Here is a 21,192-nt window from a genome sequence, read left to right on the forward strand (position 1 = left end):
TCAGAACTCCGCTTCCTCGAGCTGGCGCACTTCGCAGTCGAGGTTCCACTCGTCGCCGTGCACCTTGAGGAAACGGCGCGTGAGTTCGACTGCCTCGTCCATCGAGTCGGCCTTGAGGATGGCGAAGCCGCCGATCACTTCCTTGGTCTCGGTGAACGGCCCATCGACCGTGGACAGCTTGCCGTCGCGCAGGCGCACGCGCACGCCCTGCGCGGAAGGCTGCAGCCCGGCGGTATCGAGCAGCACGCCGGCAGCGGTCATCTCCTGGATGAGCTGGCCCATTTCCCGCATCAACCGCTCGCTGGGCACCTGCCCGGTGTTTTCCTCGACGCGGACCATCGACAGATAGCGCATGGACATCTCCTTTCGTGGACGGCGCACGGCCGCCGGGCCTCCCGGCGTGGAACCGCGCTCCTGTAATGGCGACGAACGGGAGTCGCCCGGATCGACAAACCGCGTCGGGTTCGACGCGCGGACAGTCGGCTATGCTCCGGCCTCCTCTCCGCCGCCTGCCGCCCATGACGCCGACGCGCCTGCTCGCCCGCCTCCATGCCTTTGCCCTGCTGTGGCTGCTGCTGTGCACGGCGGCGTGCGCCCAGGAGCCGGCCGGCGCGTACTTCCCGCCACGCGGCGAATGGGCGCGCATCGAGCCGGCCCAGGCCGGATTCGATCCGCGCAAACTGCAGCAGGCGATCGACTATGCGAAAGCACATGAAGCCAAGGAGCCGCGCGACCAGTCGCTGGCGCTGGCGCAGAGCTTCGGCGCGAAAGAACCCTTCTTCGACGGCCAGATCGGCCCGACCTCGACGCGCGCCGGGCTGAACGGGCTGATCGTGCGCCGAGGACGCGTCGTTGCGGAGTTCGGCGACACGCGCAGCGTGGACATGAGCCACAGCGTCACCAAGACCTTCCTCAGCACCGTGGTCGGCCTCGCCTGGCAGCGCGGGCTGATCCGCGACACCAACGACCGCGTCGCCGATTACATGCCGCGCGACGTCGACCTGTTCGCGTCCGAACACAATGCGCCGATCACCTGGGAACACCTGCTGCGCCAGACCAGCGACTGGCAGGGCACGCTGTGGGGCAAGCCGGACTGGGCCGACCGACCGTCCGGCCCCGCCGAGCAGTGGCCCAACCGCGAACGCCACGTGCCCGGCTCGCACTACATGTACAACGACGTGCGCGTGAACGTGCTCGCCCTGGCCGCGTTGCAGGTGTGGCGTCGTCCACTGCCGGAGGTGCTGCGCGAGCAGGTGATGGATCCGATCGGTGCGGGCTCGCGCTGGCGCTGGCACGGCTACCGCAATTCGTGGATCGAACTCGACGGCCAGCAGATGCAATCGGTCAGCGGCGGCGGCCATTGGGGCGGCGGCATGTTCATCGACGCCCGCGACATGGCGCGCTTCGGCTACCTGTTCCTGCGCAACGGCCAATGGAACGGCCAGCAGCTGATCGCGCGCGAGTGGATCGACAAGGCGCGCACGCCCGGCCCGGCCAACGCCGAGTACGGCTATGCCAACTGGTTCCTCAACACCGGCCGCAAGGCGCTGCCGTCGGCACCGGAGAGCAGCGTCACCTTCCGCGGCAACGGCCAGAACATCGTCTACCTCGACTGGGACAACGACCTGCTGATCGTCGTGCGCTGGATCGATCGCGGCGAGGCGCTCGACCGCTTCATCGGCATGGTGCTGGACGCGCGAACAGGCGCGAATCCCTGACCCTGGTTCCGCGTGTCCTCGTCCTTGCTCGTCATTCCCGCGAAGGCGGGAATCCAGCTGTGCGAGCTTCACGCTTTCCGGAGGACAGAATCGGGCCGGCGGGTTGGATCCCCGCCTCCGCGGGGATGACAGCAGGGACGTTGCGAATGATGGCAGGCACGGCAACCACTTCTAGAACGTGATCTTCACCGACGACGCGCTGCGTTTGGCTTCGCCGTGGTACACCGCCTCGACGTTGTTGCCATCGGGATCGAGCGCGAACGCCGCGTAGTAGCCCGGGTGGTATTGCCTTTCACCGGGCGCGCCGTTGTCGGTGCCGCCATTGGCGAGCGCGGCCTTGTGAAAGGCGTCGACCGTGGCGCGATCCGGTGCCTGGAATGCCAGGTGATGGCGGCCGGTCAGCTCACCCTGCGCCTCTTCGCTGTCGGCGGTCGAGACGAACAGTTCGTCGGCCCAGAAGTTGGTTTCCGCGTTGCTTTCCATCGGCACCTTGAGCACGTCGAACACCGCGCTGTAGAACCTGCGGCTCTTGTCGAGATCGCGAACGACCAGCTGGACGTGGTCGATGAGACGACCGCGATGCAGTTCCTGCGTTTCCATGAAGGCTCCTTGTGGCGCGCGCGAGCGGCGCCGCGACGGGCGCCGATGCCGCGCTCATGCGCGATGGTCAGTGGTGGGACGGCGGGAACGGCGACGGCGACGGCGGGTGCGCCGATGACGTGCGCAGCAGGCTTTCGAGGTTGCGCACGCCGCGCATAGACGACAGCGTCGCGATCAGGTGGTGCAGTTCCTCGTCGAGCACTTCGCCCTTGAGCTGCACGCGACCGTCGTGCACGTGCACTTCGATCGAGCCCGGGTGATCGACCAGGCGCCCCAGCTTGGAACGGATGCGATCGTGCAGCAGTTCGTCGTCGAGCGGTTCGGTCGACAGCCGGTCGCGCGTGCGCGCCAGCGCGCCGCGAACCTGGTCGGCCGCGCGCTTGGTCTTGCCCTGCACAAGATGGGCGGCGCCATGCCCCATCGCCGCGCCACGATCGCGCGCCACCGCGCGCCGGCGACGGCCGGTGTTCGGATCGAACAGGTACATCAGCAACGCCCCGGCGGCGAACGCCGCGGCCGCGCCGAGCACGGTGCCCAGCGCACTCCGGGCCGGCGTCTGGTTTCCCTGCAACATCGACAATGACGGACGTCGCATGCGTGCTTCTCCTTCGATCCTGCGGAACCGGGATCGTGCCACCGCCATTGAAAACGCCGCGCGAAGATCGCGGCAGGCCCGCCTTAAGCGCGCCTGCCGCGGTTCATGTTCCTCAACGCTGCCGGTCGAAGGCGTATGTCAGCACCAGCTCGAACGATTCGTCCCGCAGGAAACCGCTGTCCGGATCGCGACCGACCCGGTACTCCAGCGAGACCGCGGCAACCTGCTTCGACTTGCCGTCCGCGGTCTTCGTGTCGAGGAACTGGTACGCGATGCCCGCGCCACCGAGGTTGGCCGACTCCGGCAGCGCGTCGTCGCCGCTCTGGCGCTGGCGCGTGGTCCAGACCGCGAACAGGCGGATGTTGCCTGTTCCGATCTTCGGGAACGGATACCAGTCCGCCGCCACCGACACCGTCGCGAACACGCCATCCAACGTGCTTTCCGCCTCCTCGGGCTGGTAACCGGAGTAGTACTGCAGCCCAGGCCGCACGCCGTACGCGTACAGCGGCGTGTTGTCCTCCTTGAGCCCTTCGCCGCCGAGCCAGCCCACGCCGTGGCGGTAGCCGTCCGGCCCCATTCCCGACAGCGCAGTAGCGGCGAAGTCGACGCCGACGTAGCGCATCGTCGTGTCCTTCTCGATGTTGCGGCCATATTTGGCGACCGCAGTGAACTCCTTCCACGTTCCCGCGAGCGGCATCTCCGCGTTCGACCAGCCGTAGCTGTAGGTCGCACCGCCATTGGCCAGTTCGACCGGCGCGTCGTCGCTGGTGTCCAAGTGGTACTCGCCACCCATTTCGAACTGGTACTGGGCGTTGCCGCTTCCGCATTCGCGCGCGTACATCGCCGCGACCTGCGCCAGACCGACGGTGTCGTCGCCGGCAGAATGCTGCAGCGCGACCGACGCCGGCTTCAACACGAAGCCCGGCTTGTCCAGGCGATTGCGGATGCGCAGGTTCGAATCGCACAGCCCCTCATCCGCGAACGCCGGCACCGACATGGCGAGCAGCGCCGCCGCGGCCCACACGGCCCGCGCCCTCATGGCAGCGCCTTGTTGGCAGCGTCGAAGACCGCCTTGACGCGCGCCTCGTCGGGCTGTTCGCGTGCCCCGCGACGCAGCAACAACTCAAGCACCTTGGCGACGTTCGCGTCGGCCAGGTCCGACGTCGTCATGCGCGACTGCGTGCCGTCGTCGCGCACCTGATCGGCGAGCGAGCGCTGCCACACCGCAAGCTGCTTCAGCTTGGCATCGCCGTAGCCGAGGTTGTCGACCAGCGAGTCGGTGGGCTTGAGGTCCTTGGCGGCCTTCCGGCACAGGCCGGAAATGTTCCGCAGCGTGCGCTTTGCTGCTTCCCCTACTTCCATCGTCATAACGTCCCCTGTTGTTCGACTGCCATGTCCCGCATGCGCGCGCACCACCGTGCTCCACGCGGCGGAGTGAAGATCCTGCGACTTCCAGGGGGGCGGATGCGCCCGACATGCGGGCTCCCCGCATCCGTGCTCCCCGTCACGGATCCTAGCGCCTCGGACGGCGCCGTGCGCACGTCGGCGGCAACAACCGTGCCAGCCGATACGACCGTTCGCGGCCGGAATCGCGGAATGCGTGCGTTGGCAAGACATGTCCGGCGAAATCACCGGGCAGGCGTGCAACGCGACAACGCGTATCCCAGGAGGGCACATGGCGCGCACATCCCGCAAGGCCGCTGAGCCGGCCCCTGAATCCATCCGCGACGCGACGGTGTCGCTCATCCGGGAAAGCTCGCGCAAGGAGCAGCGGAAAAGGAACTGAAGCGACGAGAGCAACGGCAAGGCTGAGATGGCGCGCGGCGCGGTGCGCGCGCATCGAGGAGCCATGACATGGACATCCAGGACACGACAACCCGCGGTCGCACCAGACGCGCGGCTACTTTGCTGGCCATCCTGTTCGCCTGCCGACTGGCAACGTCCGCGCAGGCCGCAGAGCCGCTCCCACCTGCGTTGAACACGCCACAGATCGCCAACGCGCTGCGACCGCTCGACGGCATTCCGGGCCAGATGCAGGTGCACGCGGCCGTAGCCACGATGCCCGACCCGCTGGAAACAAGGCAGGGCCGATCCTTCGACATGACCCTCGCCGCTGGCATCGCCGGTTTCCAGGCGCACGGCTACGTGCTGGATGGATTCGCGCTGCAGTGGCCGCTGCGGACACAGAGCGGCGGTGGCAAGGATGGGACCTCCGGGACTCCGGACGAGGCGCCCGCTACTACAAGCTCGAAACCTCCCGGTGGCGATAAGCACGCATACCGGGACCAGCCGGGGGTACTCGTGTTCCGGCGGGACAACTGGCGCCGGCAGGGCTGGAGTTCCGACATTGCGCCGACCGAGTACTTCCTCGTGTTCGTCGTCGGCGAGTCCCCGGCATACGGCGTCCAGCCCGCGGCATTCCAGGTGGCCGCCACCTGTGCCTTGAGGCTGGACGGCACGACGCGCGCGCCCCGATACGGAAGCAAGGGAAGCTGCCACAACCTTCCGCTACCGCTTCCCCTCAAGGGCGTCGACGAACGGGCGTTCCAGCGCGAGCTGCTGCTTCCCGTCATCGGCACCCGGTCGCGCCCCGATGGAATGCGAACCATCGTTCCTCCCGCCTGCACGACACCGACAGAATGCGCGAACGACCTCGCCCGCGTGCCAGCGACCGATCGCGTCATGTTGTGCAGGGAGGGCGAATGTCCTGCGCATTTCCCCCGGCAACTCAACATCATCGGACCCTCGTTCTCCGGCTCGGTCCAATCGATCCTGTCCGCGCTGGAAACCCTCTGCGACGCGCCGGGCGAGTGCATCGATCTGGACGTTCTGCTGCTGAGTCCTTCCGCGACGGCTACCTCGAACTGGCAGGCGATTGCGCGCGGAATTCCTGCGAAACCCGCCGTTCAAGCTGCGCCACGCCCGATCTTTCCCGGTTACGTTCCTCTCGCCTGGGGTTTGAAAACGCAGTTCTCGCTCCTGCAGAACCAGCTCTGCCCTCCCGGACTCCCGAAGTGGAAGCAACTCAGCGTCGCCGTTCTCGCCGAAGAGTCGACGTACGGGAACGAAATGCTGGCCGTCACGCGCGATGCCGAAAAGACGGGATGCATCAGGACGATGTCGGTGGCCCAGTTCCCGCCAAGCATCGCGTCCATCCGGACCGAGCAGGCGCGCCTGACCCGGGCGCAGAAGAACCAGCGCCGCAATCTCGTTCCGGGCGCGAGTCGCCTGCTGGAGTTCAATCTGGACACGATGGACGAAGGCATCGACCGCCCTCCGCCGTATCAGCCCGAAGTGAGCTCCCGTTCGGACGAACTGATGCTCTATCGGACGATGGACGCGATGCGCCTGTACGTCAAACCGGACGTCGTCATCATTATCGCAACGGAAATCCGCGACCGCCTGTTCCTGCTTGGCGAGGTGCGCAACCAGCTTCCCGCCGCGGTGCCGGTCCTGTTCGAACAGGATTACCTCCTGGTGCATCCGGACTACAGGAAGATCACCCGCGGAACGATCGTGGTGCCGACTTCCGACCCGCTCGTCTGCATGGACACGCAAGGCCTGCGAATGTCGATCTGTGGACGCGACTCGCAATACCATCCGATGCCGAGCGACTACGCAGCAAACGGCTTTCGCGCTACTTCCATACTCGCCGAGTACAGGCAATCGGAGGGACCGCCGTCGACGCCGAGAGTGTTCGCCCAGGCGGCGGTCGAGCGCATGAGGTATGCGCCCGTGAACTCCACGCGCCCCAGGGTTCTTGTGGCCACGCTGGCAGGTTTCCAGGGAATCGATGGAGCCGCGGCTGGCCGATTCTCATTGGCCGCGGCCGAGACGAGGATGGTCGCGCAGCTTCCCTCGTACATCGCGCTGACGGCGCTGTCGGCCTTCGCCTTGTTCGTGGCGTTCTGGATCCTGCGCGACCAGCACGGCGGACAATGGGAGCTCTCGCTCGCACGCCAACTGTTGAACGATCTCCCCATCGCACGCGGTCCCGGACGCGCAAAACGCTGCGCCGCACGGCACTACGACCGCGATGACAGCCTTATCCCCACGAGGAGTGGGATCGGAGTGTGCCTGTTGCTGGTGCTTTCCATGTTCGCAGTGGCGCTCTCCGTGGAGCGGCTGATCGCCATAGCCAACTGGGAAGCAGGTCCTTGCGTCCGTGGATGCACGGATTTCCCGCTGGTGCATGGGCGTGACGGCGTCGCGTTGGCCTGCCTGTGGTTGCTGTACGGGTGCGTGGCCGTGGTCGGGATCGCACGCGTGGACATCCTCGACCGCCGTTTTCATCGGCTCATACGGCAGCTGTGTCCACACGAGATGCGCAAGCAGTTCCTGTACTGGACGGGCGCCAGGCACTCGTGGCTGCTTCCCTCGTTGGCCTTCACGGGCGTCATGCTGATCCTGTGGCGCGAATACTCCATCCCGAAGGGCGTCGATCCCAGTTGGCCGTGGCTGCTCTCCATCGGTGTACTGGCGCTCGGGGTGGTCTTTCTCGCCCATCTCATCCGTCTGCACCGCCTGCAGCGCCGGCTCAGCATGTCCCTGATCCGCATACGCTCCTTCGCGGGCCCGGACTGGCCCAGATACGTCGACATCGGCGAGCCGCCGGGAACGCCGTTCAATCTGCGGCTGCGGCGCGTCCTCGACCTTGAGCCGCTCACATCGATTCCGCTGGCTGCATGGGTCCGGCAGACCCGGTTCCTGCTCGATGGAAGGGCGCCTGTCCGCGGGCCTGGCCGGATGATCTTCCTCGGCGGAAACGCACTTGTGCGGGTGTCCTATCCGATGACGTTCGCGGAATGGCAGACCCGACTCGTATCCGAGATGAAGCTGATCGCCACGACCATCCGCACCACGGCCTGGTGCGCGATGCTGGCGCCGATTGCGGTGCTGATCGGCACCAACGTGTATGTCCCGATCTACGAAGGATTCATCACCAGCGTCTGCATCGCGATGCTGGTCGGAACGTTTGCGCTGACCGTTTTCATCGTCCTGCGCATGGAAGGCGACCCCATGTTCGGTCCGATGTTCACCCGCGACGGCGACAACCTCACTTTCGGCGGCGGGCTGCGTGCCCTGTGGCCGAAGTTCGTGGCGATGGGGCTGGTGCTGCTGCCGCTGGTCGCGCCCGACATGTGGCGCTGGCTGCACGGCCTCCTGCGGTCGGTGAACTCGCTGCAATGAGACGGAGGGAGTGCCAGACCGCACGACGCGGGCGTATCGTATGAGCCCCGTCCGAGCAGACACCGACCGCCATGAAACCGCTGCAGAAACTCGCCGTGCTGGGCGTCCTTGCCTTCGCCGCGATCGCCATGCCGTCCCTTGCCGCGCTTAAGACCGGCGCGAAGGCCCCCGATTTCTCCGCACCGGCCTACCTCGCCGGCAATCCGTTCACCTTCAAGCTGTCGGACGCGCTGAAGAAGGGACCGGTGGTGATGTACTTCTTCCCGGCCGCGTTCACGCCGGGCTGCAACCTCGAAGCGCACCTGTTCTCCGAGGCCATCGACCAGTTCAAGGCGCAGGGCGCTACGGTGATCGGCGTGACCGCCGGCAACACCGACCAGCTCGCCGAGTTCTCCAAGTCGACCGAACACTGCGGCGGCAAGTTCGCGGTCACGGCCGATCCGGGCGCGAAGATCGCCAAGCAGTACGACGCGATCCTCGACAAGAAGCCGGAATGGTCGAACCGCACGTCCTACGTCATCGCGCCCAACGGCAACATCGTCCACGTGTATTCGGACCTGACCCCGAACAAGCACGTGAAGGAAACGCTCGATGCGGTGAAGGCACTGAAGAAGTAAGCCGCGACGGCACCGCAATGCAGAAGGCCCGCCATCGGCGGGCCTTTCTGTTTGCGCCGGGAACCTCAGGGCGCCTTCGACTCCAGCTTCGTATGCAGCTCCGGGATCATCACCAGCGCCGCCGAGCTGTACCAGGCGTGGTACTCGGCGACCATCTCGCCCTTCTCGATCACCGGATCGGTCGCGACCAGCTTCTTCGCTTCCTCGATGTCGTCCACCGCGAACACGAACAGGCCGCGCCAGCCGGCGGGATCGTTGGAGAACGGGCCGGCGACCACCAGCTTTCCTTCCTTCGACAGACGCTCCATGTTGGCGAAGTGGCCGGCGAACATCGCTTTGCGCGCATCGCCTTCGGGCACGCGGGTCGGTCCGGTCTTGAGCACCACCAGCACGAACTTGCGCATGCCGTGTTCGTCCGCGCCGAGCCGCTTCGCCAGTGCGGCGTCATGGCCCGTGGCGGGTGCCTGCTGCGCGATCGCCGGCGATGCGGCCAACAGTGCGGACATCGCCACCATCAGGATCGTGCGTTTCATGCGTCCTCCTTCCACTGCAAGCGAGAGCGTCATGCGCCCTTGCCCGCCTTGCGCAGGTTGCGTTCGAACAGTGCCAACGTGCGCTTCCACGCTTCCTTCGCGGCGGCCTCGTCGTAGCGCGGCGTCGTGTCGTTGTTGAAACCGTGCTGCGTGCCGGGCGGCTGGAACAGCTCGTATCGCACGTTGGCCTGCTTCAGTGCCGCCTCGTACGCGGGCCAGCCGGCGTTGACGCGCTCGTCGGTCGCCGCCAGCACGACCAGCAACTCGGCCTTGATCTTCGGAACGTCCTCCACCGCCGGCGCCGGCCCGTAGAACGGCGCCGCCGCAGCGAGGTCGGGCAACTGCGTGGCAAGGAAGTTGGACATGCCGCCGCCGTAGCAGAAGCCGACCACGCCCAGCTTGCCGTTGCCGCCTTCGACGCCCTTCAGCCAGTGGGCCGCGGCGATGAAGTCCTGCCGGGTCTTGGTCTGGTCGAGCTTGGCGAATTCCGCACGCGCCTTGTCCTCGTCGCCGGGATACCCGCCCAGCGGGAACAGCGCGTCGGGCGCGAAGACGATGTAACCCTCCAGCGCGAGACGGCGGGTGATGTCCTCGATATGCGGATTGAGTCCGCGGTTCTCGTGCACCACCAGCACGGTCGGCAGCGGCCCCTTCGCCTTGGCCGGCCGCACGAGGTACCCACGCGCCTTGCCGTAACCCTGCGGCGAATCGAACTCGACGTACTTGGCCTGCAGGCGCTTGTCGTCCGGCTTGACCTGCTGCGCTGCCGCGAACTGCGGCGTCAGCGCGGCGAGCAGGCCCGCGGCGGTGGTCGCGCCGACCGCGAAACGCGCGGCGCCGGTGAGGAAACCGCGACGATCGATGACACCGTGCACGTACTGGTCGAACAGGCGCAGCACTTCCGGATCGAAGTCGCTGGCCGTCTTGCGGGGAGGGGTCGCCATTGGGAGCCTCGTGCCTGCGGGTGGACGTGCGCGGACCTTACTCCGTTCCGGTGGGGGGCGTGCAAGGGCCGTGCCGAAGCCCCTACACTCGGCCCGGGATTCTCCGCTGGGGAGCGGGAACCCATCACAACGAGCAATGGATGCGCCCTGGGGAGGGAATGGATGAAGACGTGGCAAGCGTTGGCATGCGCGTGCGTGCTGCTGGGCATCGTGGGTTGCAAGGGGGGTGGCGGTGGCAAGAAGGCGCAGCAACAGGCGCCGGCGGCCGCAAGCGTCAGTGTTTCGATCAGCACGCCGGAAATCGTGGGGGAATCGATCGTCGGCGACTCCGGATACCGGGCCGCGTTGAACGGCTCCTGGAGCGGCAGCAATCTTGGTTCTGGCCAGGTCTGGCTTGAGGTCAGCGACAGTGCGGGCAGCTTCGTGATGCCGGCCCGCCAGCAGGCCAGCGGCAGCGCCTTCGGCTACACGCTCGTGCAGGCCAGCGGCCTCGCCGAAGGCGCGCGCAGCGGCAACCTCACCGTGCGCGCCTGCAAGGACGCGCAATGCACGCAGCCCTATCCGAACGCCTCCGCGTCGGTCGGCTACCGGCTGCAGGTACGCGAGCCGGTGGTGCGCGTGGCGATCGCCACGCCACCGCTGGCGGAAACCGTCGACCCGGACGATGCCTTCACCACCGCCGTCGGCGGTACCTGGACGGCGACGTATCTGGGATCGAACCCGGTGTACCTGCAGATCAGCGACAACGCGGGCACGTTCGTCTCGCCCGCGCCGGCGACGGCGTCCGGCGACGGTCGCTTCCAGTACACGCTGCCGCTCGTCGGCGGGTTGCCCACCGGCCCGCGCGGCGGCCTGATCACCGTTCGCGCCTGCCGCGATGCCCTGTGCACGCAGCCGTACCGCGACGCGACGATGAGCATCGCCTACCAGTTGCAGATCGCGCGCATCGCCGAGTGGGAAACGCACCAGCGCAACGCCGCGCACGACGGCTACGTGCCGATCACGCTCGACTACCGGCGTTTTGCGAAGGTTTGGGAGTGGCAGCGTCCGCCAGGAGTGGAACCGATCGGCGGCATCAATGCGGTGGCGACCAGCAACGGCACGGTCTACACCAGCACCGACGTCTACTTCGGCGAGGCCACGCTCCATGCACTGGACGAAACTACCGGCCAGCCGCGCTGGAGCCAGGCCATCGGCTACGCGCCGGCGATGAACCCACCGGCGTACCACGACGGTCGCGTCTATGTGTCCACGACCGGACACGCCGACACCTTCCTGTGGTCGTTCGATGCCGCTGACGGCACGCTCCGGTTCAAGTCACCCTTCAGCACCCAATGGAGCAACGTTCTCGCGCCTACGGTGGACGGCGACCAGGTCTTCACCGACGGTGGTTACCAGGGGGGAGTCGTGTATGCCTACGACCGGCTGAGCGGTGCGAGCCAGTGGGAGCACACCGGTGGCTTCCTATACATGAACACCCCGGCCGTCGATGCCGATCACATCTACCACCACACCGGCTACGCGCTGCGGATCGTGGATCGCCGCAGCGGCGTGCTTCTAGCGGAGATCGCCGATCCATCCTCCGGCATCAACTATTCCAACTACCACGGAGCGCCGGTACTGGGGCGACGCGACAACGTCATCGCCTACAGCGGCACAGGCTTCAGCGGCCGGCTCGCCGCCAGCAGCGAGCACACACAGCAGCGCGCACTGACGAGCTTCAACATCGGCGCGCGGACGCGGGAATGGTCCACCCAGCAGGCCTACTTGACCCAACCCGCACTGGCTAACGGCGTGCTCTATGCCGGACGGAACTATCCGATGTCGCTGGACGCGATCGACGAGACCACCGGCCAGGTGCTGTGGAGCTGGACGCCGCCGGCGATCTACGGCGACAGCTCGTTCCAGCGCAACGTCGTCGTAACCCGCAACCTGTTGTTCGTCAGCACGGACCGCTCGGTGTACGCGATCGACCTGGCCACGCGTCAGGCGGTGTGGCGATACGACGAGCCGGGCATGCTCGCGATCTCCGCCAACCGCACGCTCTACATCACCACGGGCGCATTCCTCAGCGACGGCAAGCTGGTGGCGATCCGCCTGAAGTAACGCCGGCGGCGACGGTCATCCGCGAGGCCCGGCGTGAACCGCCGGGCCTCTCGTTTCCGGCACCCGCCTCACGCCGCCGTGATGCCGCTGCTTCCACAGTGGCGCATCTTCGAACGGGGAGTCGCTGCCATGAGGATGCTCGTGCTTGCCTTGGCCTGCGGTGCGTCGCTGCTGCTGGCCGCGCCGCAGCCTATTGATGCGCAGTCGCGCAAAACGCCGACCGCGCAGGTCGAGGTCTCCAAGCGGGCCACGTCCCTGCCCGGCCCGCGTTATGCCTGGGTACCGATGCCCGCGCAGCTGGAAGCGGAGTTCGACCGCCGCGTGCAGGATCCCAACCTGCGCACGCGCCTGCAGGCGGCACTGGACAAGGCATTGCAGGCCAAGGGTTACCGGCGCAGCGACGACCTGCGCCAGGCCGACGTCGCCGTGGCTTACCGGGTCGGCGTGCGCGACGTCCAGCAGGCGACGGTGCGCGACACGAAAGGTCCGTCCGCCGCGAATGCGTCGGCGCTGGAATGCACCCGCGACGGCTGTTCGCAGATCGTCGTGCAGTCGGCCAATGGCACGCCGAAGATACGGGTCGACACCGTCGATTCGGTCGAAGGCGGCCTGATGGTCGAGGTGCTGCAGCCCAACGACATCCGCGTGCTGTGGCGTTCGCTCTATCGCGGCTCGGTGCGCGCCGGCAAGGCCGGCAAGGTCGATCTCGACGCCGTCGCCCGCCAGACCCTGGCCGAGCTTCCGCGCGCGCCCTGAGCGCTCATCGGCAGATTCGCGCACGACCGCGATCGAAATGGAAGTGGTCGGCATGCGCGCGGTTGTAGTCGGGACCGAGGACCACGTCGAAGTAGCCGCACGCACCGTCGTGCACAGCGCGCAGGAAGGCCGCTTCGTCGGATGATCCAGACGACGCGGCACGCCAGTCGTGGAGCACGCTGACACGACGCCCGTCTTCCATCACGAACGCCGCGATGTCCAGCGCATCGGCGGTGGCGTGCTGGCTGCGGCGACCGCCCTGCTGGCTGTAAAGGTTGCGGCAGGCGTACGAACCCAGATGTTCGATGCGCCGCACGCGTACGCCCAGGTGCGCCTGCGCCGCCTGCTGCAGGGCATGGCGTTCCCACATCGCCAGCGACAGCGCCGCGCGGCAGCTCAGCGAGAACGGCTCACTGACGGCCACGGAGCTGCGCTCGATGCGTACCGCGTTGTCGAAGCCGCAGTGTTCCCCGGTGATGCGATCGGGCAGCGGCACCAGCCGCATCGATGCCTGCGACAGCGCCACCCGGCAGGCGGCCCGATCCTCGGAATCGCGCTCGAGTTTGTAACGCGTGAGGAAATTCGGTGGTGCGTCGATACGCAGAGGTGCCCAGGGATTCCACTTTTCCGGAATCTCGATCCGCCCTGAACGCACGGCCCATACCGCCGCCAGTGCGAGCGACAGCGGAAGCAGCCAGAGCAGATGGCGTACTGGCGATGGAATCGGCATGCGCGGACCGTCGGAGGGGGCAGGCGGGATGGTCGTGCAGTTTCATGGAAGTCGCGCCTGCCAAGCTGAACGCCGCGAGATCGTTCCCGGGCTGACGCACCGCCCGGCGCCATCGGCGCGGGAGGGAGGCACCGGATAAAATGGCCGCATGAAGCCCGATGTCGCCCTACCCGTTCCGCTCCCCTTCGCCCTGATGGCCGAGTCCGTCTCCTCCGCACGCACGCTGGAGGAGCTGGTCCGCCCGCTGCTGGAAGTGCTGGAAGCCTTCACCGGGATGGAGTCGACCTACCTCACCACGGTCGATGACGAGGCCGGCGTGCAGCACGTGCTGTACGCGCGCAACTCGCGCCAGCTGCAGATCCCCGAACAGCTCACCGTTCCGTGGTCCGACACGCTGTGCAAGCGCGCGCTCGACGAGGATCGCCTCTACACCGACGACGTGTCCGACCGCTGGGGCGACTCCGATGCCGCACGCGCGCTCGGCATCCAGACCTACGTCAGCACGCCGGTGCGGCTGGAGGACGGCACCCTGTACGGCACGCTGTGCGCGGCCAGCGCCCAACGTGTGCCGCTCGCCGACGACGCCGAGCGCGCCCTGCGCATGTTCTCGCGTTTGATCGGCCAGCAGCTGGAACGCGAACGCCTGCTCGGCGAACTCAAGCAGGCCAACGCCGCCCTCGCCGCAACCGCGCTGGTCGACAGCGTGACCGGCCTGCCCAATCGCCGCGCGCTCATGCAGGAACTGACCCGTCGCATCGCCCACTGCGAGCGCCAGCACGAAGCGCTGGTGGTGGCCTTCATCGACCTCGACGGTTTCAAGGGCATCAACGACCGGTACGGCCACGACGTCGGCGACCGCTTCCTCGGTGCGATGGGCCGCGCGTTGTCGGGCGCGCTGCGTGCGGACGATTTCGCCGCGCGCCTGGGCGGCGACGAGTTCGTCGTCGTCGGCACCGTTGGCCACGCGGAAGGCGAGCACGCCATCGACGCTTTCCATGCACGACTGGCCGACTGCACGCGCGGTCGCTTCACACTGGGCGGGACGACGCTCGACTACGACGGCGCCAGCGTCGGCGTGGTGGTCGCGGGCGACGACCGCCCCGATGCGGAGACCCTGATCGCACGCGCGGACGCGGCGATGTACGCCGTCAAGCGTGCGCGCCGGAACGGGGCCGCCGTCCGCTGACGCTGGCGGGCCGCTGGCCCGTCGCGCGACTTCGCTACGTTGGTCCCGGTGGTAGCCTGCGAGCGGCCACCCTGCGCGTCAACGCCATGTCGAGCCGGACTCCATCACGACGCATCCTCGAACCGAGCGAGCGCGCAGCGGAAATCCTGTTCGCGCTCATCATGACACTGACCTTCACCGGCACGCTCAGCGTCGTCGATGCCGGACGCGATGACGTGCGCGCCATGCTGATCGGCGCGCTGGGCTGCAACCTCGCCTGGGGCATCATCGACGGCATCATCCATCTGATGGACCGGCACTCGGAACTCAGCGGCAACCTGCTCGCACTGCGCGAAGCGCGCAACGCCGACGCAGCCACCGCACGTGCCCGCATCGCCGATGCGTTGCCGCCCGTGGTGGCCTCGGTACTGCAGGACGCGGAACTCGAAACGATCCGCCAGCGCCTGTCCACGCTGCCCGAACCGCCACGCCACGCGCGGCTGGCGCGGCGCGACTGGCTGGGTGCGCTGGGCGTTTGCCTGCTGGTGTTCACGACGACATTCCCGCTCGCGGTGCCATTCCTCTTCATGCAGCACCTCGTCCCTGCAATGCGCGTGTCCAATGCGGTCGCGCTGGTGCTGCTCTTCCTCACCGGCGTGGTCTACGCGCGCAGCGTGAACCGGCCGGCGTGGCGGGTCGGCACCTGGATGGTGATCCTCGGCTGCGTGCTGGTCGCGCTCACCATCGCGTTGGGCGGCTGAGGCTCAAGCGCCCTTCTTCTCGTTCTCCATCGCCTTGCTGACGATGTCTTCGTAAAGCTGGACGATCTGCACGCCCAGCGTGTGGAACTCCGGATTGCGCGCGACGTAGTGCTGGCCATCCTGCGCGTCTTCCAGCGCGACCTTGAGGAAGGCGATGTCCGCGTCGGTCAGGCGCTCGCCCGCATCGACGCGCTTCTTCACGTTCAGCGCACGCGGCAGGCGGAACTTGACCAGCCGGTCCAGCAGCGCTTGCAGGGTGGCGTCGTCGTCATGGGGATCGGCCATGATCCGCTCCGATGAATGCGCGGGAGGCTCATTCTTGCGCCGCCGCCGCGCATCGAACCTCACGCGGATTTCACGGCACGGCTAGCGTTCGAACGGCTTCGCCATCGCATCCAGCAACGAATGGCGCGCATCGTCGCCGGTGAGCTCCCACATGAAGACGCCACGCAGCCCTGCGTCCTTCGCGAAGCGCGCACGCAGGCCGATGGACCTGGAATCCTCGTAGCTGACGAAGATGCGCTCCTTGGCGTTGAACAGCCACGGCGTTTGCGCGACGGGATGCCAGTGCTGCGCCCAATCCGGGTTCTTCAACAGCTTCGACTCGATGTTGCGCCAGTCGCCGGCATCGTAGGTCCCGCTGTAGGACTGGTACAGACCTTCCCTACCAGTACCGGTGACGCGGAAACCACGGCCGTAGAACGGCACGCCGAGCACCAGCTTGTCCGCTGGCACGCCATGCTCGCGGTAGTACGCGACTGCGCCTTCGACGTTGTTCCAGCGTCGCAGTTCCGGTGGCAGCGGGTCGTTCGCGACCTCGCGCAGCGGTGCGTTGAAGGTGGACACCGTGGAGAACGCGGTGCCCATGTCGTAGGTCATCAGGTTGATGAAATCCAGCACGCGGCCCAGTTCTTCCAGCTCGAAACTGAGCACAGGATCGTACGGGCCCGCCGATTGCATGCGCCCGACCGGCAGCGCCGCCGTAAGCAGGTACGACTGGCCGCGCGTCTTGCCGAGCGCGTCGAGCTGGCGACGGAACTCCTGCGCCAGCAGCGTCATGTTGCGCCGGTCCTCCGGTCGTGCCGCGATCTCCTTCGGCCCGCCGTACACCGGGAACTCCCAGTCGATGTCCACGCCGTCGAAGCTGCCGCGATGCGCATCGAAGAACATCGCCACACACGAAGACACGAAACGCCTGCGACTGTCGTCATTCAGCGCCGCATCGGAGAAGCCGCCCGCTTCCCAACCGCCGATGGAGATCAGCGTGTGCAGTCTCGGGTGTTCGCGCTTCAGCTCCGCCAGCGCCTTGAAGTGCGCATCGGCCTGCGGCGCAACCACGCAGCGTCCATCCTCGATGCGCGCGAAGGCGTAGAACAGGTGCGTCAATCGATCCGCCGGAATGTCCTTTACCGGATAGCGTTCGGCGGAGCCGCCCGGGTAGTACGCACCGACGATGGGCTCCGCGAGTGCGTGGGGAATGGGGCCCAGGGCCACGACGAGAGCCAGGAAGATCAGGAGCTTGCGCATCAGCGGACGGTCCGAATCGAGTCGCGTCGATGGTACCGGACCCGTTCCGGTCTGCCCCACGCCGGCGTAAACGTCCCGGGAGGCTGCGCTTCCCGGGCGCCCCGCCACCCGGCAAACGGTGACCGCCCCAGGGTGCCGAAGTCGTTGCCAAGGGTGGGTTTCCCCTCAGCCGCCGCACGAGGGCTCTGCTCGTGTCCATCGATGTCCTGGTAGAAGAGCTGTTCCAACGATTCCCTGGGCTCCGCCGCGTGCTGCGCTGGTTCGCGCTGACCTCTATGGCGCTGGGGCTGCTGGCCGCGATCCTTGGGCACGTTTCGGAAATCCGTGACGGGCTGTTCGAGATTCTGGGCCCGAACCATCTGTTGACGATCCACTTCGGCATGGCGCTCCTCGTGGGCGTCACGTTTCTTGCCGCCTACCTCGTACTGTTCGTCTGGATCTACAGGCGCCACCTGGCACGCATCGAGAAGGCCGCCCGACGCAGGACGCTTGTTTCCGCCACCGTCCTCCTCGTGAGCGGACTCGCGGCCGGAAGCATCTACGCGGCGTTGCCGCCGAAACCCGACCTTGAGCGCGTGATGACCAGCGAAGCCGGCAAGATGCGCAGGGAACTGATCGAACTGGGAAAACCCGAAGGAGGCATGCGGACCAATCGCATCGACAATGCCTCGATGCTGCAGGTCTGGTCGTCGGCGCAGTGTCTCGTCGCGATCATGTCCAGCCCGGACGCAATGACGGACGAGGAAGCACGCCAGATCCGCGATCATCTCGATTTCATAAACCGCAGCCAGTTACCCGGAGCCGAAGGCTGGGGCTACGTCCACGAACTTCGCTGGGGCGTGACCGAAGTGAATGCGTGGGTCGTGCTTGCCGAACTCATGTCGACACGACCGGATCTCATCGGAAGGATCTGGGGCAACCGATCGCCGGAAGCCATCTCGCGCCTGGCCCACCATGTCGACGACCTGTCGCACCGGCAGACGCGTGGCGGCGGGTGGGCGCCCATCAACGTCACCGACAAGGACGAATACGCCCGCACCTATTCGACCGTCATGGCAACGTGGGCGCTGGTCGAAGTCGAGCGACGCGCCGATCTGAAGCTGTCGTCGCAGAAGGATGCGATCAACGGCGGGATCCGCTGGCTCCTGAAGTATTACGACAACGACATGGAAAGCTGGGTCCCCAACCCCATCCGACAGCAGCAGACCGAAAGCTATGTCGGATTGACCACACAAACACTGTATGTCATCGAGCGAGCCCGCCCACTGCACTTCTATCTTCTCGACGGCAATCCGACCTACGAACGCGCCCAACGGCACATGGCGGACCTCATGTCCGACTCGCGGCGACGCACGACGGATCCGCTGAGTGATCGACCAGTCGGAAGGAACGACAGGACACACGATTCCGACGTCTACATCGGCGACCGCATGCTGGAGGGAAGTACGTTCCTCTGGTTCCCCTGGACCGCCGCCTACTGCTCCGAAATGAAGGAAGGTCGCTTGACCGACCCACGAATCGATTCGGGCTGCACGCTACTCGCCCAGCGGAGCAACGAACTCATCAAGCACGCACGCGCAGAACCCTATGCCTATGTGATGGCGGAAAGCCTGTACGCCATCAACGTCAACCTGGCGCGTGTCGCGCGGCGCCCTCCGGTATCGACGCAGGACTGATGCCGCGCGGCACCACCGGAATCACGCGCCGATCCGCCTCAGCGCGGCGCCAGTGCGAAATCGATCGCGGCGCAAACGGCCGCAGCCTGCGCGGCGTTGCACTGCTCGGGCGTGGCGCGCGGGCTGTCGGGATAGACCTCGGTAGTGGTCTTGTAGCGCGCATCGGTCATGCCCGCGCACAGGCCGAGCTTGCGCAGCGGATAGCGGATGACGCCGGGCGCGACCACGGTCGAACCGATGATCTTGCCCTCGGCATCTGCCGGCGCGATGTGCGTGACTTTCGCGACCGCATCGATCACCGCCTGCTGGAACGCCGGCTGCGGATGTTCGCTGTCGTCCACCAGATAAAAACCATCGGGAATGCCGTCGGGCTCGAACGGCTTGCCGTCGCGTGCGGCGAGCGCGGGACGGAACTCGGACTCGTCGCTGTCTGTAGTCTCGTGCAGGTCGATGTGCACTAGCACACGCTCGCGCAGGGGCGCGACCAGTCGCATCAGCGCGGCAGATTCCTCGGCCGGGCTGTCGTCGCGGAAGGAACGGTTCGGGTCGACCGCGTTGGCGTTCCAGCGATGGATACGCTCGTACGCCCACGGACTGACGCACGGCGCGACGAGCAGGTTCGCGCGACCGGCGTACTCGTCCGCATGACGATCGACGAAGCGCAGCGCGCCGTGCACGCCGCTGGTTTCGTAGCCGTGTACGCCGCCGGTGACGAGCACGACAGGCAACGCATCGTTCCAGTCGCGATTGCGCAGCGCGAACAGCGCATGCGTTTCATCGGCGTACGTCAGCTGTCCGTATTGGACGACATCGAAGCGCTCGCGCAGCCGGTCGATCTCGCCGACCACTTCATCGGCGTAGCTGCGCTGCCGGCGCTGTCGCGACAGCCATTCCGCCTTCTCCGCCGCGCCCCACGCGATTCCGGGCGTTCCGATGGGATAGAAGGCGGTCGTGGCGTTCATTCGGGGGGCTCTGGCGTCGTCGCGGAAAACGCGACTTTAGCATCGCGGCACCACGCGGACCGGGCTCCGGTTCACGCCAGCGCGTCGATGCGGGCCATGACCATCGGACGGATGAGGTCTTCGCTGCGCTCCAGCGAGCGGTCGAGGCTGCGCCGCGCCCAGGCTTCGGATTCGCCCATGCACCGACGCGCGGACACCGCGTCGCCCTGCATCGCGAACGTCAGCGCCTGCAGGCGAAGCTTCACGCAGGGCAGCGCCCATGCCACGTCTCGGTCGAGCTCGCCATCGAGCGGACCTTCGACCACATGTCCGGCCATCGCTGCCGCGAAACGCAACTCGCACCATGCCAGCGAGATGAAGCCGAGCATGGCCTGGTACACAGCCGGCTGCATCGCACCGACCTGCGCCTCGATCTCCTCGCGCATCGCGGCCGCTTGTTCCCACTCGCCGCGGTGATGGAACTGCTTCAGCCGCAGCCACGCATGCATGAAGGGACCGGGCTGCGCGTAGCGTTGCAGCGCCTGAATGTCGCGTTCGGGCAGGTCCTCGATGGTGCTACCCCACATCAGCAGGCTGTTCAGGCGCGCCATCACCATTGGCGGCTCGTCGTCGTCGATGCCGCGGAACCAGCGCCACAGCTGCAGGCCATCACTGCCGAAGGCGCCCGACGGCGTAGGAATCAGGTTCACGATGGCGATCGCGAGGTTGAACACGCACAGCCCAAGCAGCAATGCGCCCGTCTCGTGGTGGCGCAGCGCCGATGCGCCGGCAAACGCGACTGCCGCGACCAGCAGATTCGCCAGAGGGCCTCCGGCGATCACGATGACGGCCTGTCGCGCCACCGGACGGTCCGGCGCGAACATCGACTGCACGAAGCCGGCGAACTCGCGTGGACCGCGCTTCCAGCGCATGCGCAGGCCCCGGCGCATCAACTGGATGTTGACGCGTCCCACCTGCACCTGGACCACGCGTCCGCCGACCAGCAGTGCGCCAGCCGCGTGTCCGGCCTCATGTGCGACGAACGTGAACAGCACCGCCGCACACCAGAACGGAATGAACCACAACGAATGCATGACGATGCCGCTGAGCAGCAGCAGGCCGAAGCCAGCCAAACCGACGAGCACCTGCAGCGCCTTGAAGATCGTCGTCAGCCAGGCCGGCGGCAGCCAGTCCGCGCCACCTTCGGCCAGGCCGAGCATGTCCAGCGACAGGCCAGCCGCAGCCAGCACTTGCTCGTCACTGTGCGCCGCCGTTTCTTCGATTCCGTTCATTCCGCCCCCAGCGGATGTCCCCATGCGCCGATGGTATCGCT

20 protein-coding genes are annotated in these 21,192 nt (G+C 66.9%); 8 read left to right on the top strand and 12 right to left on the bottom strand.

Features of this window, described 5'->3' with window-relative positions; genetic code table 11:
• Complete coding sequence (locus tag FOF45_RS17280) at positions 1-354, bottom strand: YciI family protein (RefSeq protein ID WP_158987035.1); 354 nt, start codon at positions 352-354, stop codon at positions 1-3.
• 164 nt (positions 355-518) lie between these two features.
• Here FOF45_RS17280 and FOF45_RS17285 point away from each other — a divergent pair, with 164 nt between their 5' ends.
• Positions 519-1,718, top strand: coding sequence for a serine hydrolase domain-containing protein (locus FOF45_RS17285; protein ID WP_158987037.1), 1,200 nt, complete (start codon positions 519-521; stop codon positions 1,716-1,718).
• Positions 1,719-1,889: 171 nt separating this feature from the next.
• Here the strand turns inward: FOF45_RS17285 and FOF45_RS17290 are convergent, their stop codons facing one another.
• The 4 genes from FOF45_RS17290 to FOF45_RS17305 all read right to left on the bottom strand — a co-directional run bounded on the left by FOF45_RS17290 (position 1,890) and on the right by FOF45_RS17305 (position 4,281).
• Entirely contained in the window at positions 1,890-2,318 is a 429-nt protein-coding gene (locus tag FOF45_RS17290) for a VOC family protein (RefSeq protein ID WP_158987039.1), read from the bottom strand.
• Positions 2,319-2,385: 67 nt separating this feature from the next.
• Positions 2,386-2,913: a BON domain-containing protein gene (locus FOF45_RS17295; RefSeq protein WP_158987041.1), complete on the bottom strand. Its 528-nt coding sequence runs from the start codon at positions 2,911-2,913 to the stop codon at positions 2,386-2,388.
• A gap of 112 nt (positions 2,914-3,025) precedes the next feature.
• Entirely contained in the window at positions 3,026-3,952 is a 927-nt protein-coding gene (locus FOF45_RS17300) for a hypothetical protein (protein ID WP_158987043.1), read from the bottom strand.
• Positions 3,949-4,281, bottom strand: a complete 333-nt coding sequence (locus FOF45_RS17305) for a hypothetical protein (RefSeq protein ID WP_158987045.1) — start codon at positions 4,279-4,281, stop codon at positions 3,949-3,951. Before FOF45_RS17305 ends, FOF45_RS17300 begins: the two co-directional genes overlap by 4 nt.
• Before the next feature lie 486 nt (positions 4,282-4,767).
• On the opposite strand from FOF45_RS17305, the gene FOF45_RS17310 reads away from it, so the two are divergent.
• Together FOF45_RS17310 and FOF45_RS17315 are read left to right on the top strand one after the other, a co-directional pair.
• Entirely contained in the window at positions 4,768-8,103 is a 3,336-nt protein-coding gene (locus FOF45_RS17310) for a hypothetical protein (protein WP_158987047.1), read from the top strand.
• A gap of 71 nt (positions 8,104-8,174) precedes the next feature.
• Complete coding sequence (locus tag FOF45_RS17315) at positions 8,175-8,720, top strand: peroxiredoxin (protein ID WP_158987050.1); 546 nt, start codon at positions 8,175-8,177, stop codon at positions 8,718-8,720.
• Positions 8,721-8,785: 65 nt separating this feature from the next.
• Here FOF45_RS17315 and FOF45_RS17320 read toward each other — a convergent pair whose 3' ends face one another.
• Together FOF45_RS17320 and FOF45_RS17325 are read right to left on the bottom strand one after the other, a co-directional pair.
• Positions 8,786-9,253 carry a YciI family protein gene (locus FOF45_RS17320; RefSeq protein ID WP_199244523.1) on the bottom strand — a complete coding sequence of 156 codons (468 nt, stop codon included), beginning with the start codon at positions 9,251-9,253 and terminating at the stop codon, positions 8,786-8,788.
• Positions 9,254-9,282: 29 nt separating this feature from the next.
• Entirely contained in the window at positions 9,283-10,197 is a 915-nt protein-coding gene (locus tag FOF45_RS17325; protein WP_158987052.1) for a dienelactone hydrolase family protein, read from the bottom strand.
• A 162-nt stretch (positions 10,198-10,359) separates the two neighbouring features.
• On the opposite strand from FOF45_RS17325, the gene FOF45_RS17330 reads away from it, so the two are divergent.
• On the top strand, positions 10,360-12,303 hold the full coding sequence (locus tag FOF45_RS17330; protein ID WP_158987054.1) for an outer membrane protein assembly factor BamB family protein: 1,944 nt from the start codon (positions 10,360-10,362) through the stop codon (positions 12,301-12,303).
• A gap of 129 nt (positions 12,304-12,432) precedes the next feature.
• The gene (locus FOF45_RS17335; RefSeq protein ID WP_158987056.1) at positions 12,433-13,059 is read left to right on the top strand and encodes a DUF4136 domain-containing protein; all 627 of its coding nucleotides are present in this window, start codon (positions 12,433-12,435) and stop codon (positions 13,057-13,059) included.
• A gap of 4 nt (positions 13,060-13,063) precedes the next feature.
• Here FOF45_RS17335 and FOF45_RS17340 read toward each other — a convergent pair whose 3' ends face one another.
• Positions 13,064-13,789: an extensin-like domain-containing protein gene (locus FOF45_RS17340; RefSeq protein ID WP_158987059.1), complete on the bottom strand. Its 726-nt coding sequence runs from the start codon at positions 13,787-13,789 to the stop codon at positions 13,064-13,066.
• Positions 13,790-13,982: 193 nt separating this feature from the next.
• On the opposite strand from FOF45_RS17340, the gene FOF45_RS17345 reads away from it, so the two are divergent.
• Together FOF45_RS17345 and FOF45_RS17350 are read left to right on the top strand one after the other, a co-directional pair.
• Positions 13,983-14,975 carry a GGDEF domain-containing protein gene (locus FOF45_RS17345; RefSeq protein ID WP_158987061.1) on the top strand — a complete coding sequence of 331 codons (993 nt, stop codon included), beginning with the start codon at positions 13,983-13,985 and terminating at the stop codon, positions 14,973-14,975.
• 86 nt (positions 14,976-15,061) lie between these two features.
• Complete coding sequence (locus FOF45_RS17350; protein WP_199244524.1) at positions 15,062-15,715, top strand: VIT1/CCC1 transporter family protein; 654 nt, start codon at positions 15,062-15,064, stop codon at positions 15,713-15,715.
• Between the two features lie 3 nt (positions 15,716-15,718).
• Here the strand turns inward: FOF45_RS17350 and FOF45_RS17355 are convergent, their stop codons facing one another.
• Positions 15,719-16,000: a hypothetical protein gene (locus tag FOF45_RS17355; protein ID WP_158987063.1), complete on the bottom strand. Its 282-nt coding sequence runs from the start codon at positions 15,998-16,000 to the stop codon at positions 15,719-15,721.
• Positions 16,001-16,081: 81 nt separating this feature from the next.
• The gene (locus FOF45_RS17360) at positions 16,082-17,245 is read right to left on the bottom strand and encodes a glycoside hydrolase family 18 protein (protein WP_158987659.1); all 1,164 of its coding nucleotides are present in this window, start codon (positions 17,243-17,245) and stop codon (positions 16,082-16,084) included.
• Positions 17,246-17,433: 188 nt separating this feature from the next.
• Here FOF45_RS17360 and FOF45_RS17365 point away from each other — a divergent pair, with 188 nt between their 5' ends.
• Positions 17,434-18,918: a hypothetical protein gene (locus FOF45_RS17365; protein ID WP_158987065.1), complete on the top strand. Its 1,485-nt coding sequence runs from the start codon at positions 17,434-17,436 to the stop codon at positions 18,916-18,918.
• A gap of 38 nt (positions 18,919-18,956) precedes the next feature.
• On the opposite strand, the gene FOF45_RS17370 is transcribed toward FOF45_RS17365, so the two are convergent.
• Positions 18,957-19,880 (bottom strand): M14 family metallopeptidase, encoded by a 924-nt coding sequence (locus FOF45_RS17370; RefSeq protein WP_158987067.1) that lies wholly within the window; start codon positions 19,878-19,880, stop codon positions 18,957-18,959.
• Between the two features lie 71 nt (positions 19,881-19,951).
• Complete coding sequence (locus tag FOF45_RS17375) at positions 19,952-21,151, bottom strand: site-2 protease family protein (protein ID WP_158987069.1); 1,200 nt, start codon at positions 21,149-21,151, stop codon at positions 19,952-19,954.
• Between the last annotated feature and the right edge of the window lie 41 nt (positions 21,152-21,192).

It is taken from the genome of Lysobacter panacisoli (genome assembly GCF_009765165.1).
Classification (GTDB): Bacteria; Pseudomonadota; Gammaproteobacteria; order Xanthomonadales; family Xanthomonadaceae; genus Lysobacter_J; species Lysobacter_J panacisoli.

Excerpts from the sequence above, each read along its gene's own strand:
- FOF45_RS17280 (WP_158987035.1), bottom strand. The coding sequence starts at position 354 with ATGCGCTATCTGTCGATGGTCCGCGTCGAGGAAAACACCGGGCAGGTG.
- FOF45_RS17285 (WP_158987037.1), top strand. The coding sequence starts at position 519 with ATGACGCCGACGCGCCTGCTCGCCCGCCTCCATGCCTTTGCCCTGCTG.
- FOF45_RS17330 (WP_158987054.1), top strand. The coding sequence starts at position 10,360 with ATGAAGACGTGGCAAGCGTTGGCATGCGCGTGCGTGCTGCTGGGCATC.
- FOF45_RS17320 (WP_199244523.1), bottom strand. The coding sequence starts at position 9,253 with ATGAAACGCACGATCCTGATGGTGGCGATGTCCGCACTGTTGGCCGCA.
- FOF45_RS17300 (WP_158987043.1), bottom strand. The coding sequence starts at position 3,952 with ATGAGGGCGCGGGCCGTGTGGGCCGCGGCGGCGCTGCTCGCCATGTCG.
- FOF45_RS17315 (WP_158987050.1), top strand. The coding sequence starts at position 8,175 with ATGAAACCGCTGCAGAAACTCGCCGTGCTGGGCGTCCTTGCCTTCGCC.
- FOF45_RS17290 (WP_158987039.1), bottom strand. The coding sequence starts at position 2,318 with ATGGAAACGCAGGAACTGCATCGCGGTCGTCTCATCGACCACGTCCAG.
- FOF45_RS17355 (WP_158987063.1), bottom strand. The coding sequence starts at position 16,000 with ATGGCCGATCCCCATGACGACGACGCCACCCTGCAAGCGCTGCTGGAC.
- FOF45_RS17325 (WP_158987052.1), bottom strand. The coding sequence starts at position 10,197 with ATGGCGACCCCTCCCCGCAAGACGGCCAGCGACTTCGATCCGGAAGTG.
- FOF45_RS17350 (WP_199244524.1), top strand. The coding sequence starts at position 15,062 with ATGTCGAGCCGGACTCCATCACGACGCATCCTCGAACCGAGCGAGCGC.
- FOF45_RS17375 (WP_158987069.1), bottom strand. The coding sequence starts at position 21,151 with ATGAACGGAATCGAAGAAACGGCGGCGCACAGTGACGAGCAAGTGCTG.
- FOF45_RS17335 (WP_158987056.1), top strand. The coding sequence starts at position 12,433 with ATGAGGATGCTCGTGCTTGCCTTGGCCTGCGGTGCGTCGCTGCTGCTG.
- FOF45_RS17370 (WP_158987067.1), bottom strand. The coding sequence starts at position 19,880 with ATGAACGCCACGACCGCCTTCTATCCCATCGGAACGCCCGGAATCGCG.
- FOF45_RS17305 (WP_158987045.1), bottom strand. The coding sequence starts at position 4,281 with ATGACGATGGAAGTAGGGGAAGCAGCAAAGCGCACGCTGCGGAACATT.
- FOF45_RS17310 (WP_158987047.1), top strand. The coding sequence starts at position 4,768 with ATGGACATCCAGGACACGACAACCCGCGGTCGCACCAGACGCGCGGCT.
- FOF45_RS17295 (WP_158987041.1), bottom strand. The coding sequence starts at position 2,913 with ATGCGACGTCCGTCATTGTCGATGTTGCAGGGAAACCAGACGCCGGCC.
- FOF45_RS17345 (WP_158987061.1), top strand. The coding sequence starts at position 13,983 with ATGGCCGAGTCCGTCTCCTCCGCACGCACGCTGGAGGAGCTGGTCCGC.
- FOF45_RS17340 (WP_158987059.1), bottom strand. The coding sequence starts at position 13,789 with ATGCCGATTCCATCGCCAGTACGCCATCTGCTCTGGCTGCTTCCGCTG.